We start from the raw sequence: 14,592 nt of genomic DNA, 5'->3' as shown, positions 1-14,592 counted from the left end.
TTTAAATGTCGTTTTTGGATACATTAAAACGCAGCTGGAATGGGTTGCTTGGAACACGGCACATAAAGGGTAGTAGAAGAGGTACTGCTAATTATTCCTATCTTAATGCCCGTGTGCGTGGAATGAAGAGTTATCTTTTTCCAAAGGAAACGTATCCCAGACTTATGAATATGGAAATCGATCAAATTGCACGGTTTATTCAGGAATCTTCATATAAAGAGGATATTGATCAGCTGGCACAGACATACGAAGGTGCAGATCTGATTGAGCATGCATTGAATCGAAATCTAGCAGAATCTTTTACAAAATTAATCAATATCTCAGAGGATGAACCCAGGTATCTGATAACTGAATATCTGAGGAAATTTGATGTCTGGAATATAAAAACAATCCTTCGTGGAAAACAGATGAACGCTTCACCAGATGAGATCAAAGAAAATCTGGTTTCTGCAGGAGAGTATACTTATACGTTTTTATCCGGTCTGGCAGAGAAAGAATCAGTAGAAGAGGTTGTTGAAGCTTTTTCAGATAGTTCCTATTATTCAATACTGAACAAGTTTGATGGTACAAATCTTTCAGATATTGAAAATATGCTTGATAAAATGTATTATGATCAACTTTATTATGCGATATCCGAAACCAAAACCAAGGAATTCAAGTTATTTTTACAATTTGTCCAGACTGAAATTGATGTAAGAAACCTGATCACACTTTTTAGAACCAAAAAAGAGAATCTTCCAGAAGAAGATATCATAGATATGATGATAGATAATGGTCTTGAGTTTGATATGGATGATATCAGGAAACTGGTTCCACTCTCATTTGAAGAATTTATAGATGAGTTGAAGAAATATTCTATATGGGATAAAATATCAGATGCTGTTGATCCTGATATGAAATCTTTAATATCTGTGGAAACAAGCCTGAAAAAATATGCTCTGACCTATGCAAGAAAGTTTGCCCATGCTAATCCTCTTTCTATAGCTACAATAATGTATTATATACTCACTAAGAGCAATGAAGTGAACAATTTACGTATAATTGTTCGAGGAAAATCTGCAGGGCTTTCTGATGAAACAATTAGAAACCAGTTGGTGATTTGATGGAGTTAGCTGTTGTTGGAGATGGTGAATTTGTTACCGGGTTCAGACTGGCTGGTATCAGAAAAGTGTATGAAGTTAACGGAAATGGACTTGAAGATGCAGTTAAAAGTATTCTTGAAGATCCAAAAGTTGGTATCCTTATAATGCATGAAAATGACCTTAATAAGCTACCGGAAATCTTAAGAAAAAAATTAAATGAATCAGTTGAACCCACGGTAGTAACTCTTGGAGGTACTGGGGAAAGTTCAAATCTACGGGAGAAAATAAAACAATCGGTAGGTGTAGATCTGTGGAAATGAAAGGTAAAATTTATCGTGTTGCAGGACCCGTTGTCACTGTTATCGGCATTAAACCAAAAATGTATGATGTGGTTAAAGTCGGACATGAAGGACTGATGGGTGAAGTAATCAGAATTGAAAAAGAAAAGGCTACTGTTCAGGTATATGAAGATACATCCGGAATCGAACCGGGTGAACCTGTGGAAAACACAGGAATGCCTCTTTCAGTTGAACTGGGGCCGGGACTTCTGGAAAGTATCTATGATGGTATACAGAGGCCTCTTAAAGTCCTTGAAGAGAAAATGGGCAATTTTATAGAAAGAGGTGTAACTGCCAACGGACTTGACCGTGAGAAAAAATGGGAATTTAAACCTACTGTTTCCAAAGGAGATAATGTCAAGGGTGGAGATGTTATTGGTGTTGTTCAGGAAACTCCAAATATTGAACATAGAATCATGGTAAAGCCCGGCATCTCAGGTTCAGTAGCTGAAGTAAAAAGCGGTGAATTTACAGTTGACACTCCGGTATGCATACTCTCAAATGGTACTGAACTTACAATGATGCAGGAATGGCCTGTGAGAATTCCACGTCCTGTTGCTAAAAAACTGATGCCAAGTAAACCATTGATAACTGGTCAGCGTGTACTTGACGGAATGTTCCCCGTAGCAAAAGGCGGAACTGCAGCAATCCCTGGTCCATTTGGTTCAGGTAAGACAGTTACCCAGCAGCAACTTGCCAAATGGAGTGATACAGATATTGTAGTATACATTGGCTGTGGTGAACGTGGTAATGAAATGGCCGATGTTCTTAATGAGTTCCCTGAACTTGAAGATCCAAAGACCGGAAGGCCACTGATGGAAAGGACAGTTCTTATAGCCAATACTTCAAATATGCCGGTGGCAGCCCGTGAAGCATCAGTCTATACTGGTATTACAATTGCTGAATATTATCGTGACATGGGATATGATGTATCACTTATGGCAGACTCCACTTCCAGGTGGGCAGAAGCTATGAGAGAAATATCCTCACGTCTTGAAGAAATGCCCGGTGAAGAAGGATATCCTGCATATCTCTCCGGAAGACTTTCCGAGTTCTATGAGCGGGCAGGATATGTCATGGCGCATTCTGGAAATGAAGGATCCATTACTGTTATTGGAGCAGTATCTCCCCCGGGTGGTGACTTTTCTGAGCCTGTTACCCAGAATACACTTCGTATAGTAAAGGTGTTCTGGGCACTGGATGCTAAGCTTTCACAGAAGAGACATTTCCCTTCTATAAACTGGCTTACCAGTTACAGTCTCTATTCAGAAGCTCTATCCGAATGGTTCGCTGAAAATGTGGCTTCTGATTGGGTCAAACTTAGAAATTATGCAATGGATATGCTGCAGGAAGAATCTGAGCTGCAGGAAATTGTCCAGCTGGTAGGTTCCGATGCACTTCCGGAAAATCAGCAGTTAAAGCTTGAAATTGCAAGAATGCTCAGGGAATATTTCCTTCAGCAGAATGCATTCCATCCGATTGATACATATTGTGCATTTGAAAAACAATACAAACTGCTCAAGGCCATATCCAAGTATGGTGATATGGCGACAGAGGCGCTTGAAACCGGTGTCCTTATCAAGGATATTATTTCAGTTGAGGCAAAGGATGAACTTGCAAAGGTCAAGTTTGAAGAGGACTTTGAATCAGCCTTAGATGCTGTATTAAAGAAGATGGATGAAGAATTTGCACAATTGGGAGGCAAGTGAATATGACCAAAGAATATAAAACGATTGTAGAAATATCGGGGCCACTCATATTTCTTGAAAAAACAGAACCTGTAGGTTTTAATGAACTGGTTCAGATCAATCTGCCTGATGGTACTACTAAAAGAGGACAGGTCCTTGATACATCAGAGGATGTTGTGGCAGTGCAGGTTTTTGAAGGTACTGGTGGTCTCAATGACGAGGCTGGTGTCATATTTACCGGTGAAACTATCAAACTCTCAGTTTCAAGGGATATGCTTGGAAGGATACTGTCTGGATCAGGCGAGCCACTGGATGGTGGTCCAAGAGTAGTGCCTGACAAGAGACTGGACATTACTGGAGCATCAATGAACCCCTATTCAAGAAAGCCTCCTGAGGATTTTATCCAGACCGGAATTTCCACAATTGACGGTACGAATACACTGGTCAGAGGTCAGAAACTCCCTATTTTCTCTGGATCAGGTCTCCCACACAATGAGATTGCTCTCCAGATTGCAAGACAGGCAAAGGTAAGAGGCTCACAGGAAGACTTTGCTGTGGTATTTGCTGCAATGGGTATCACAAACGAAGAGGCACAGTACTTCATGCAGGATTTCGAAAAGACAGGAGCTCTTGAAAGAGCTGTTGTGTTCCTGAACCTTGCAGATGACCCTGCAGTTGAACGTCTGATCACGCCTAGGATGGCATTGACCGCTGCTGAATACCTGGCATATGAACATGATATGCATGTACTTGTAATCCTTACTGATATCACCAATTATTGTGAATCTCTAAGACAGATTGGTGCTGCCCGTGAAGAAGTACCGGGACGTCGTGGATATCCAGGTTATATGTATACTGACCTTGCTTCAATATACGAGAGAGCTGGTGTCATAAAGGGCAAGAGAGGATCTGTTACCCAGTTCTCCATTCTGACAATGCCAGGTGATGACATCACTCATCCTATACCAGATTTGTCTGGATATATTACTGAAGGCCAGATTGTTGTTTCAAGGGAACTCCACAGAAAAGGAATCTATCCTCCGATCAATGTACTTCCATCACTATCACGTCTTATGAACTCCGGAATTGGTGAAGGAAAAACCAGGGATGATCACAAGGCTGTATCAGATCAGTTATACGCTGCCTATGCAGAAGGACGTGATCTGAGAGGACTTGTGGCTATTGTAGGAAAGGAAGCACTCTCTGAAAGAGACAGGAAGATCCTTGAATTTGCAGATATTTTTGAGGATAAGTTTGTCCGTCAGGGACGCAACGAGGATCGAGACATTGAAGATGATAGTCTAAGAATTGCATGGGAGATTCTCTCAGAGCTTCCTGAAGCACAGCTTAGCAGGATTGATAACAAGTATATTGAAAAATACCATCCTGCATATAAGAATAAAAGTGCATGAAGTTTTATAAAAAGGTGATATCATGGGCGCTACAGAAGTTAAACCAACCCGTTCTGAACTAATTGAGATCAAGAAAAAGATCAAACTTTCTGAGAGTGGACACAAACTTCTCAAAATGAAAAGAGATGGTCTTATTCTTGAGTTCTTTGAAATACTGACCAAAGCAAAAGATGTCAGAACTGAGTTGGATGCCGCCTATGAAGAGGCAAATACCAAGATCGGAATTGCAAAATCAGTTGAGGGTACCATTGCGGTAAAATCAACTGCTTTTGCTTTAAGTGATGAACCGGATATTGAACTTAAGAGTCATAACATAATGGGAGTCGTAGTTCCAAAGATACAGTCACGAAGCGTGGCAAAACCACTAAATAAAAGGGGCTATGGTCTTCTGGGAACAAGTTCCTATATAGATGAAGCTGCAGAAGCATATGAAATACTGGTTGAAAAAATCATACTCGCAGCTGAAATTGAAACCACCATCAAAAAACTTCTTGATGATATCGAGAAGACAAAAAGACGAGTAAACGCTCTTGAGTTTAAAGTAATTCCGGAATTAACAGAATCAATGAACTTTATAAAACTCAGGCTGGAAGAAATGGAGAGGGAAAATACTTTCAGACTCAAGCGAATAAAAGATAATTAAGCTGCTATCCTTTCTTTATCAACATGAATAACAAAAAATCGTCTGACAGTTCATTTATTGAAGAATTGATCAATAAGTACAGTAAGCCCGAAAAGACAGTACATCTGCTCAAATGGGCATGGATAGTATCTCTATTGATATTGATTCTGGGTTATATTATTATATTCTATAATCTGAAAAATTATATCCCCTGATATACGGGATATATTCATTATTTTTATTTTCAAATTAATTATCCTGAATTATCTGCTGGATTAGCTTATTCAGGATTAATGAGAAATAGATATATTAGTTTATTGTGTATTTATACATATTTAAAAACCGGATTTTAAAGGCAGATTGATTATGATCGAGTTTACAAAAATACATGGAAATGGTAATGATTTTATAGTGATCGATGAAGTCGATAGAGAAATAGTTCAGGATTCAAACAAAGCTGATTTTGCAGTTAAATACTGTGATCGTCGCTTTGGTATTGGAGGTGACGGGGTTATATACGTATCCAGGCCGGATAATGCTGATCTAAAAATGCGTCTGTTCCAGCCGGATGCATCTGAAGCAGAGATGTGTGGTAATGGGATAAGATGTCTGGTAAAATACGGTTTTGATAGTGGATACATTTCCCTGGGTACATCTACAGTGGATACCATGACAGGGGTCCTTAAAGTTTCAACCCGAAGAGATGATACATTCTGGGTAAAGGTTGATATGGGTATGCCCCTGGAAAAAAGAGAGCAGATACCTGCAGAAGGTGACCCGGAAGATGATTTTATAGATATAACGATGCATGATCATCGGGTTTCTGTTGTCAATACCGGTGTTCCTCATGCAGTTGTATTCGTTGATAATCTGGATATTGATCTGATGGAAGTAGCACCTAAAATACGATTTGATGCTGTATTTCCCAAAGGTGCAAATGTGAATTTTGTAAAGGTCGAATCAGACTCTGAAATTACAGTACGTACATATGAGAGAGGGGTTGAAGGTGAAACTCTAAGTTGCGGGACCGGATCGGTAGCGGCAGCTTATGTTGCACATAAGAAAGGAATGACCGGAAATAAGGTGCAGGTACGGACAAAAGGCGGTGAATTGAATATTGTAATTGATTCTGATACCACTTATATGGAAGGCCCCGCAGAAACAGTTTATAATGGAGTAATCCTTAAATAAGGATTTAGCATACTATATTAAATAATTAAGAATAGTGCTTTGTTTAGATTTACGTAAAGCCCCTGTCTACATACAATCTCAAATAATGAAGCTGGTATCAAATGAAGGATCTTCCATGGGATAATAATAAAAGATCAAAAAGCAGTGATGATAGTGGTACACCAAAGGTAGATTTTCCATGGGAAAAAAAAGAAAATAATAACTCTGAACCGGAAAAATCTGCTGAAAATGGGACCCGGGATATTTTCGCAGGAGCATTTGATGATATCCCAATTCAGGAAATCCCTATTGAATCCGAATCCAAGCCAGAGCCGGAGAACTATTCGGATAAAATAGATCCAGACAATTTTTTTTCACCACCTTCAATGGCTGATATTCCTGATATTGGAAAGCTTGCAGAGAATAATCAGAACTATGCTGAAAAAATAGATTCGAAAAAATCTGATAAAATCTCTGAAAACACGGACTTTGAATTTCCTTCTTTTAGAACACCTTCTGATATTCAGGAAATTGAAGGTGTAAAAACATCAGTTAACTTACCATGGGAAGATGAAGATAAATACGATGAAATGGACCATTTACCTGAAAAAAATATTTCACAAATCCCTGATTTTGAGCAGGTTAATGATGATCAATTATCTGAATTTCCTGAAGACGCTTCCCCAGTTAATCCTAAATTGCATCAAAACTCTTACATGGTCGAAAGAAAAAATGTGAATATACCAACAACCAGTCCTGAAATTCCTTTTTCGGTTGCAGAAAAAAGTTCAAAAATCTCGAATAACTCTGAAAATCGCTTTCAAGATCCGGGCGAAACTATTCGCAGAATAAAGTCAAGGCTTATGGAAAACAGGCAGAATGATACTGATGAATATGATCAGCTGAGTGAAAGTGACAGTAGTTTTCAGAATAACAATTCCCCACATTCTATAGATGATTCTGAAACTCCCCGCAATATCAATGATATCAATTCAAAGTCTCCCCCACCTCTTTTTGAACCGAAACTACCCAATGAATTACAGAAAAATGATCCAGAACTAAATTCTTCATACGACTTACAGGAACCTGCCAGTTCAGATAATGTTCCTATTGACAGCGAAGCTCTGGAAAATAGAAAAAGGTCCGGTAAAAAACAAATTTTTACAGGGTCTGCTGGTAAATCTTCTCCCTCCAATTCTTCTCCTCCCGACGAACCGAATCACCCCGAGTCCAAAAAAAGGTATGATGTCCATAGTATTTCATCAGATACCTTTCCAGAAAGGCCACAGGTAAACAATGAATCAGATGAAAAATTGGATCCATTTTCAGATATTTTTCCACACGATGGTTTTTCATTAAATGAACATCCCTCTCCAGCCCATGAGGTCAACTCTGATGCTGATGGGAAAGATCTAACCTCAAAGGACAAAATGATACGAAGAAATGATGCTATTGACAAGATTTCATCTTTTTTCAGGAGCATTGTAAATAATATTACTAGAGGTGGAAATCTGGTGGACAGGATGGGCGATCTGAGCAGGGAGCTCCAGTCTGTTGATGAATCTGAAAATGGTGGCATGAAAGAGGAGATAGATGATAGTGAAATTAATCAATTTATTTCCTCTTCTCAAAATGGATTTGATGCAGATAATAATAATAATGATTTTTTGACTGGGAGTAACTTGCAAGGTTCTGACAGCGAGGAAAAAAAATCAGAAAAATTAGATCATTTTTCTCAAAAAACAGTGTCATGCTCTGGACAGAATCGGTCTGCTACAGGAGGTCAGGAAGTCTTTGATAGTATCTACCGGAAACAGTCTGTAAATTTTGGTATTTCAGATCCCGAGACAATTCAGGATCTAAAAGAGAAAATAAACAGATATGAATTGAATATAGAGCAGATGAAGAAGGAGCTTGAACGGGTATCTTCATCAGTTGAAGACCTGGAAGACCTGAATGGTAAGCTGGAATCATTCCATGAAGACATAGTTTCCACAGTTAAATCTGAAATTGATTCTTCCAAACAAAAATCATATGAGATCCAGAGCAGATTTGATGAACTTGACAGTGTCCTGAATTCTGTTATGATCGACAATGAGAATATGAAAGAAAACATATCTGGTGTAAATCAAACCATATCAGAAATGGCAGGTTCATATAATGCGCTCATTTCCAGAATGCAGAAATCCGAATTCAAAAATGAATCAATGTTTGAAGAGATGAATGAAAAAATATCTCGGGTAGATAAGATCGATGACCTTGAATCTACCATTCATGATCTGGAGCATAACCAGGAAATAACAAATCAGGCATTTGAGGATATTGGCGCTACTACAACTACGGTCTTAAATGATCTTTCAGAAGTTTATAGTTCCAATGAAGAGTTCAAAATCCAGATGAAAAATGATATGCAAGGCCTTCATCAGGAAATGGCTAAAATCACTAAGTATGTTGAAAATGAACTTCGCAAAATGGGCGCAAAAAGTTACAGACAACAACCCGGCCAGAACGTTTATTTAACCCGTATTGATAAAAACTCGGCAAGTATGAAACTGTGCATGGAATGGCTTGAGTTCCTTATGCAGCTTGTTGGAAGAAACAATATGCCTGGTCTGCTTTCCTATTACGAGGAACTTGGTTGGATCAGTGACGACGTTCGTATTGAACTTATGAAATATGCAGATAGCATTGATTATTTTGTAGAGAAACCTGACTGGAAACTCAATCCTTCCGATCATGTCAAATCAATATGGTTTATTGAAAAACTGGCGGGTGTAAAGGTTGACAGGAATAAACTTTCTGTTATAGAGAGAGATGTAGAAAAGGTAAAGAAGGGCACCGAAATATATGGGATATAAAAAAACGAAGGAATCATCTGGAACTATTCTGTATAATGATGGAGGACAGCTTACCATTGATTATCTTGTAGCCATAATAATATTCATGGCTGCTGTTTTTTTTGTATTTCAGTATACTTCAGGTCTGTTCCTGTCATTTCATTCCAGTTCTGATGACCTGAATATTATTTCTGATCAAATTTCTTCAAATGTCGTAGAAAAAAAGTTGAGCATCCATGACCCTGGAGTACCTGTTATGATATGTCAAAATAAGGTCCATGTTTTTTTTAGGGGTTTAGATGATGATTATGACAGTTTACGGGAGTCCCTTGGCCTGACAGGAATTCACTCAGATCTTCACCTGAATGTTACTCTGAGAAATAGCACCGGTGTAATTGATACGTCAGGTCAAAATCTCCCCTATGCAGGTAACATAGGCCAGACTGGGAGGACTGGACTAATGCAGTATGAGAACGGAAGTCATGAACTTGTCATCATTTCTTTCAGGGTGTGGTAATATGGTCAGTATATTTTCATATCTGAAAAAAGATCAGGATGCCCAGATGCACACATTTGAAGCCGTGATCGCTGCCACTATAATGGTTGGTGTAGTTATCTTTGCAGTCCATGCAACAGCTATCACACCACTGACCTCATCTACTGCCAGTGTACATGTGGAAAACCAGATCCATAAAACAGGACAGGATGTACTCTCTGCTCTTGACCACTCATGTGAGAGCATGAACTCTGATCTTAAAGAAGATGTTCTCAGATGGGATGGCAACCATTATGTATGGGCAGGAGATGGATATTTTGCTGCCGGAAACAGAAGCAATGTACTTGAGAACAGCTCAATTGCCAAGGCTCTTGATCTTGTAGCTGTCAATCGTGGTATTGCACACAATGTGGAGTTTAGTTTTATTGGTCCGGATGATACAATTGCAACCTCTGTTTACATATACAGTGGCGATCCTTCAAATAATGCGGTCACAGCTTCAAGAAAGATACTTCTTTCAAACTCGGATTTTGATGATATGAATATCACAGAATTTGCTAAAAATACCAGTATTATTGATGCTGATAATGGCTCTGATTTCTACAATATAGTTGACATAAGACTTACGATGTGGAGAATGTAATGTATTCTGGAGGTCTTTGGTGAAAAAAATGGATGAATGCGGACAGTTACTGCTGATAGCTGGATTTGCTATTGGACTGCTTCTTCTGATCTCTACAGTTTTACTCAACAGCATTATATTCACGAGCAACATAGCAGCAGAATCCAGTGCTGATTCCACAGGTTATGATACTGCCAATATAATTCAGCTGACATCTCATGCATTCCAGGAAGCCCATGAGAATGATAGGTCATTCAATGAATCATATCTTGAAAGTTTCACCTCAAACATGAAACTAATGTATGCACACTCTGGTTACATTGTATCCATAACAAATGGCTCATTCTATGACCCCTACTTTACAGAAAATGGACAGTCAGATGGCAACCACAACTGGACAGTGGTGAAGAGTGTGGAGAATGTTTCTGATTTTAAAATTACTATTCCGGAAAATAATTTTACTGAATCTGAACATTTCCAGATAAAAATTTCAGGATTGGATAATGAAATGTTATGGCTCATGACTCTTAGAGGTATTGAATCGGGAGTTAATATTACTGTAAAAAATAGTACAGATTTAATTTATTCAAGTGAAAACAGTAGTACGTATCTAGATCTGGATATAATTGAAAATTCTGATTATCACTATGAAGAAAACACTCAAAAAGGCCCCTATAATATTCAGTTTGTGAATGGTTCTCATGCAGAGGGGTATTATTTGATTGAGGGTGAACTGGCAGGTGGAATGGAATTTAAAACCAGCAGGAAATATATGGTGGATGCGGATATATCTTTAAGATCGGATGAGAGGACAGTTCGAATATCTGTACCTGTATCCATTCCAATTAATAATGACTGAGGTATCGTAGATGAGAGACCTTATTGATGATGAAAGCGCAGTTTCGGTTTCTGTGGGATTTATAATTACATTTTCAGTTACTGCTATTGTTCTTGTGCTTATCATGAACTCATTTTTTGTTATGATGAACCAGACTGAAGATGGTGTTACCCGTGATGAGTTTGAAATGTATGGGAGCATGATCTCTTCAAAACTTTCGGCTATGGATAATCTGATTTATACTGTAGAGGTAAATGGTGGGGAAGTTGGAGAGCTTAGATATGAGCTGAATCTTCCTCTGAAAATTGCAGGCAACTATTATTCAGTTCATGTATTAAGTGAGGACAGTGAGATATTATTTGTCTCGGAAGGAATATCTGGAACCATGGTTAGTGTTCCTTATTCTGTAAATTCAGCAGATGTTGCCCCCACAGATCTATATATATCAGGAAATAAAATCTATCTGGTATATAATCCTTCAAACAAATCTGATAATTACATAGAGATACAGCAATGATAATGAAAGATGCATCCTTTGTATCATCTGCTGACCACATCTGAGGATCGAATGTGAATAACATGGAAGACAAAAGCTTTATCCGATCTGAAAAAGCAGTATCCGAGGTTCTGGGATTCATAACTGTACTTGGAATCATGCTTGTGGCGGTTTCGATCATAGCAGTTTCAGGCTTTCCCCTGATAGATGATATGAAAAGCACTGCTCACAAGGAAAACATACGCCAGAGCTTTATGGTACTGGATTCAAGTTTTGATAAGGTTGTGTTTGGGAAGGCACCTTCACAGTCAGTTGAAATGAAACTGTACGATGGAATCATTTCGATCAGAGGTAACAGTTATATAAACATCTCTTCACAGGTGTGGAATGAATCCAACTCATCTCATGAATTTCAGCACTTTGAGCGCCAGATGAGAAAGGCCGACTTAGAATTTATGGATCTGTCGATAGGCTATGAAAATACTGGAGTATGGGAGAAATATGAGGATGGAAACAGCTTAATGGTTTCTGCTCCCTCATTTATTATTACAGAGGGTTCAATGATGATTCCGGTAGCATTCATTTCCGGTTCAGAAAGCTTATCCGGCCAGGGTCATGTGAGAGTGATATCTGAAAAAGGCAATCCATCGGTACACATGCACCAAAACGTTTCTGAAGTTAAAATTACTATTATGAGCGATTATTATAAAGCGTGGGGGAGATACCTGGAAGATTATCTGGGTATGGAAGTAGAAGAAATTGATGATCTCAATAAGACTGTGTGTGCATCATTGAGTGGAATGAAGGAAATGGATGTATACATTATGTATTCTCCCAGCAAACTATCTTTAGAACAATAACTATTTTATACTGTAAATATAGAATATTATATACCAGTTTTTCTGAAAGGAAGTATTATTGTGAAACATAGATTACTGCAATCTGAAAATGCAGTTTCATCGGTTGTCGGAGTGATCATAATCATTGGATTGACAATCACATCCATTGGAATCATTCTTCTCTATAGTGTTCCTGCAATTGGTGGTCTTGAAAATAGTGCAAAGATACATAAGAGCGAACAATCCTTTTCAGTACTGGATTCCAGAATGAGCAAAGTGGCTCTGGGAGAATCTCCTTCCCAGTTAATTGCTATCTCTCTTATGGGTGGAACTTTGAACATTAACGGCAATGAAGATTCTTACAACAACAGTCAGATCGTTGTTGTTACTGCAAATTCCAGTGGGTATGAAAATATCACACAGAATGGATATTACTGGAAAGGCTGGGAAAAATACGGACTTGATAATTTCAGTTCATCAATGGGCTCCATTGAATGTCTCTATCAGGACCACACTGTGGCCTATGAGGGAGGCGGAGTCTGGTCAAAGTATCCTAATGGAAGGTCTGTTATGATCTCACCACCTGAGTTCCATTATAATGGGCAGACTCTGACACTTCCCATTATGAAAGTAAATGGGTATTCTTCAGTCAGTGGAAGTTCTGACATCAGCATATCCGTAACTTCATCGGATACACCCAAACAGCTTTTTCCAGATAGGGCTAATAATCGTACAAATCCACTTGAAGCTGATAAAATAATTATATTCATAAAAAGTGAATTTTATGATGCATGGGCAGATTATGCTAATTCACAGACTTATACCCGCGCAACAACGGATATCCCAAATAAAACAGCCATTGTTGAACTGGATGTGATTCCTCCAATGGGTAAAAATGTTCTTGCTTATCCTTTTAAGGTAGGAGCTATTGATGATACTCAGGATTATCCCATGCACAATTTTTCTTTTGAGCTTCATGCCAAGGGCAGTCAGGGATTAAATTCTCTTAATAACTATGAAGTATTTGCTTCATCAGGAAGCCGCACTCTCACATTTAAGTTACATGAAAAAAGTAATGAAATTAAAATCACCAGCATTTTATATCAGGATACGTCTGTAGACGGAGATAATGAGGAGGAATGGGAAGGTAAAGATGGTTTTCCTGTAATAGATAAACAGTCTGATGAGATGGCACTAATAGATCTTCTTGATGATTCTTTTGATATGGAATACACCAAAGAGTCAGCATTTACGTGGAATCAGACAAATTCAATTCAATCACTCTATAATGTGACTCAACACTATATGAAACTTATAACTGAAGATGGTGCTGTCCAGTTTAAAATGAAAACTTCAGGCAATTCAGATCCGATTGATTATGGATCATCATCAATAGAACTCAATTATGATTCAAGACCGGAATCTTTAATATATCTTCATGTAACCGAAAATGAAGTGAGTGCAGAAATTGTCTGATTCTGCACATTCCTTTCTTTCAATTGATCCTATAGGCCGTTTTTTTCTTTGATTATACTGTTCTCTGTTATTCTATCTGATAATTTTCCCTGGACGAAGATATAAGTTCAACAGTTGCAACTGTGTAACAGAGAACTGCAAATGGCAGTATCAATATTGTTAGTAGCATACCAATTGAAAAGGGTTCTGTTACAGTGTAACTGGCAAAGATATTCAAAACTGCAAGAACTGCAAATATTATCAACGTGTCTATGAAATTCGCACGTGCTAGAGCAATACTTTCCTTTATTGCATCAATTGCACTGTATCCGCGTATAACCAGAAGGGGTAGACTGTACAGAAGTAGTATTGAAAGAATTATTCCTGGAATGATCAGTAGCATATATCCTACTATTAACATTATGCCTGCTATGATCATATATATCCAGCTTCTGATGAAATGGTTGAATCCTTCAAAAACATCCCTTACCTCAGGAACTTCTCCTCTTACTCCCTTTAATGCCATGTAGGTTAGCCCGTAGAAAAGAGGTGCTATTGTTATTATAATGATAGATCCAAAAATTGTGATAATAGCTGCCAATATATAGGTAATAAAATTATTTTTGTATACATTCCATGCATTTCTAAGTACATTTTCAGGTTCCATTATCTTACCTACTTGATATGTTAACTGTAT

The 14,592-nt window shown here is 38.2% G+C and carries 14 protein-coding genes; 13 read left to right on the top strand and 1 reads right to left on the bottom strand.

Annotation, left to right across the window (positions count from 1 at the left end; translation table 11 throughout):
* Nucleotides 1–5: 5 nt before the first annotated feature.
* The 13 genes from MZHIL_RS07440 (at nt 6) to MZHIL_RS07380 (ending at nt 13,916) form a co-directional block, all read left to right on the top strand.
* Nucleotides 6–1,103 carry a V-type ATP synthase subunit C gene (locus MZHIL_RS07440; protein ID WP_013898757.1) on the top strand — a complete coding sequence of 366 codons (1,098 nt, stop codon included), beginning with the start codon at nt 6–8 and terminating at the stop codon, nt 1,101–1,103.
* Nucleotides 1,103–1,402: a V-type ATP synthase subunit F gene (locus MZHIL_RS07435; RefSeq protein ID WP_013898756.1), complete on the top strand. Its 300-nt coding sequence runs from the start codon at nt 1,103–1,105 to the stop codon at nt 1,400–1,402. Before MZHIL_RS07440 ends, MZHIL_RS07435 begins: the two co-directional genes overlap by 1 nt.
* A complete protein-coding gene (locus MZHIL_RS07430; RefSeq protein WP_048815539.1) occupies nt 1,393–3,129 on the top strand; it encodes an ATP synthase subunit A in 1,737 nt (578 codons plus the stop codon). The genes MZHIL_RS07435 and MZHIL_RS07430 overlap by 10 nt, the downstream gene beginning before the upstream one ends.
* Before the next feature lie 2 nt (nt 3,130–3,131).
* On the top strand, nt 3,132–4,520 hold the full coding sequence (locus tag MZHIL_RS07425; protein WP_013898754.1) for an ATP synthase subunit B: 1,389 nt from the start codon (nt 3,132–3,134) through the stop codon (nt 4,518–4,520).
* A gap of 22 nt (nt 4,521–4,542) precedes the next feature.
* Nucleotides 4,543–5,163, top strand: coding sequence for a V-type ATP synthase subunit D (locus MZHIL_RS07420; protein WP_013898753.1), 621 nt, complete (start codon nt 4,543–4,545; stop codon nt 5,161–5,163).
* Nucleotides 5,164–5,508: 345 nt separating this feature from the next.
* A complete protein-coding gene (dapF, locus tag MZHIL_RS07415) occupies nt 5,509–6,333 on the top strand; it encodes a diaminopimelate epimerase (RefSeq protein ID WP_013898752.1) in 825 nt (274 codons plus the stop codon).
* Between the two features lie 101 nt (nt 6,334–6,434).
* The gene (locus MZHIL_RS07410) at nt 6,435–9,170 is read left to right on the top strand and encodes a FlaD/FlaE family flagellar protein (RefSeq protein WP_013898751.1); all 2,736 of its coding nucleotides are present in this window, start codon (nt 6,435–6,437) and stop codon (nt 9,168–9,170) included.
* Entirely contained in the window at nt 9,160–9,666 is a 507-nt protein-coding gene (locus tag MZHIL_RS07405) for a DUF7287 family protein (protein WP_013898750.1), read from the top strand. Before MZHIL_RS07410 ends, MZHIL_RS07405 begins: the two co-directional genes overlap by 11 nt.
* Before the next feature lies 1 nt (nt 9,667).
* Nucleotides 9,668–10,288 carry a DUF7288 family protein gene (locus MZHIL_RS07400; protein ID WP_013898749.1) on the top strand — a complete coding sequence of 207 codons (621 nt, stop codon included), beginning with the start codon at nt 9,668–9,670 and terminating at the stop codon, nt 10,286–10,288.
* Between the two features lie 19 nt (nt 10,289–10,307).
* Complete coding sequence (locus MZHIL_RS07395; RefSeq protein WP_013898748.1) at nt 10,308–11,126, top strand: hypothetical protein; 819 nt, start codon at nt 10,308–10,310, stop codon at nt 11,124–11,126.
* Between the two features lie 10 nt (nt 11,127–11,136).
* Nucleotides 11,137–11,622 (top strand): DUF7266 family protein, encoded by a 486-nt coding sequence (locus MZHIL_RS07390; protein ID WP_013898747.1) that lies wholly within the window; start codon nt 11,137–11,139, stop codon nt 11,620–11,622.
* 62 nt (nt 11,623–11,684) lie between these two features.
* Nucleotides 11,685–12,461: a DUF7289 family protein gene (locus tag MZHIL_RS07385; RefSeq protein WP_048815538.1), complete on the top strand. Its 777-nt coding sequence runs from the start codon at nt 11,685–11,687 to the stop codon at nt 12,459–12,461.
* A gap of 60 nt (nt 12,462–12,521) precedes the next feature.
* Complete coding sequence (locus tag MZHIL_RS07380; protein WP_013898745.1) at nt 12,522–13,916, top strand: DUF7289 family protein; 1,395 nt, start codon at nt 12,522–12,524, stop codon at nt 13,914–13,916.
* Between the two features lie 67 nt (nt 13,917–13,983).
* On the opposite strand, the gene MZHIL_RS07375 is transcribed toward MZHIL_RS07380, so the two are convergent.
* On the bottom strand, nt 13,984–14,562 hold the full coding sequence (locus MZHIL_RS07375) for a hypothetical protein (RefSeq protein WP_013898744.1): 579 nt from the start codon (nt 14,560–14,562) through the stop codon (nt 13,984–13,986).
* Between the last annotated feature and the right edge of the window lie 30 nt (nt 14,563–14,592).

This window comes from Methanosalsum zhilinae DSM 4017 (assembly GCF_000217995.1).
Classification (GTDB): domain Archaea; phylum Halobacteriota; class Methanosarcinia; order Methanosarcinales; family Methanosarcinaceae; genus Methanosalsum; species Methanosalsum zhilinae.
This window is presented reverse-complemented; position numbering and strand designations above follow the sequence as displayed.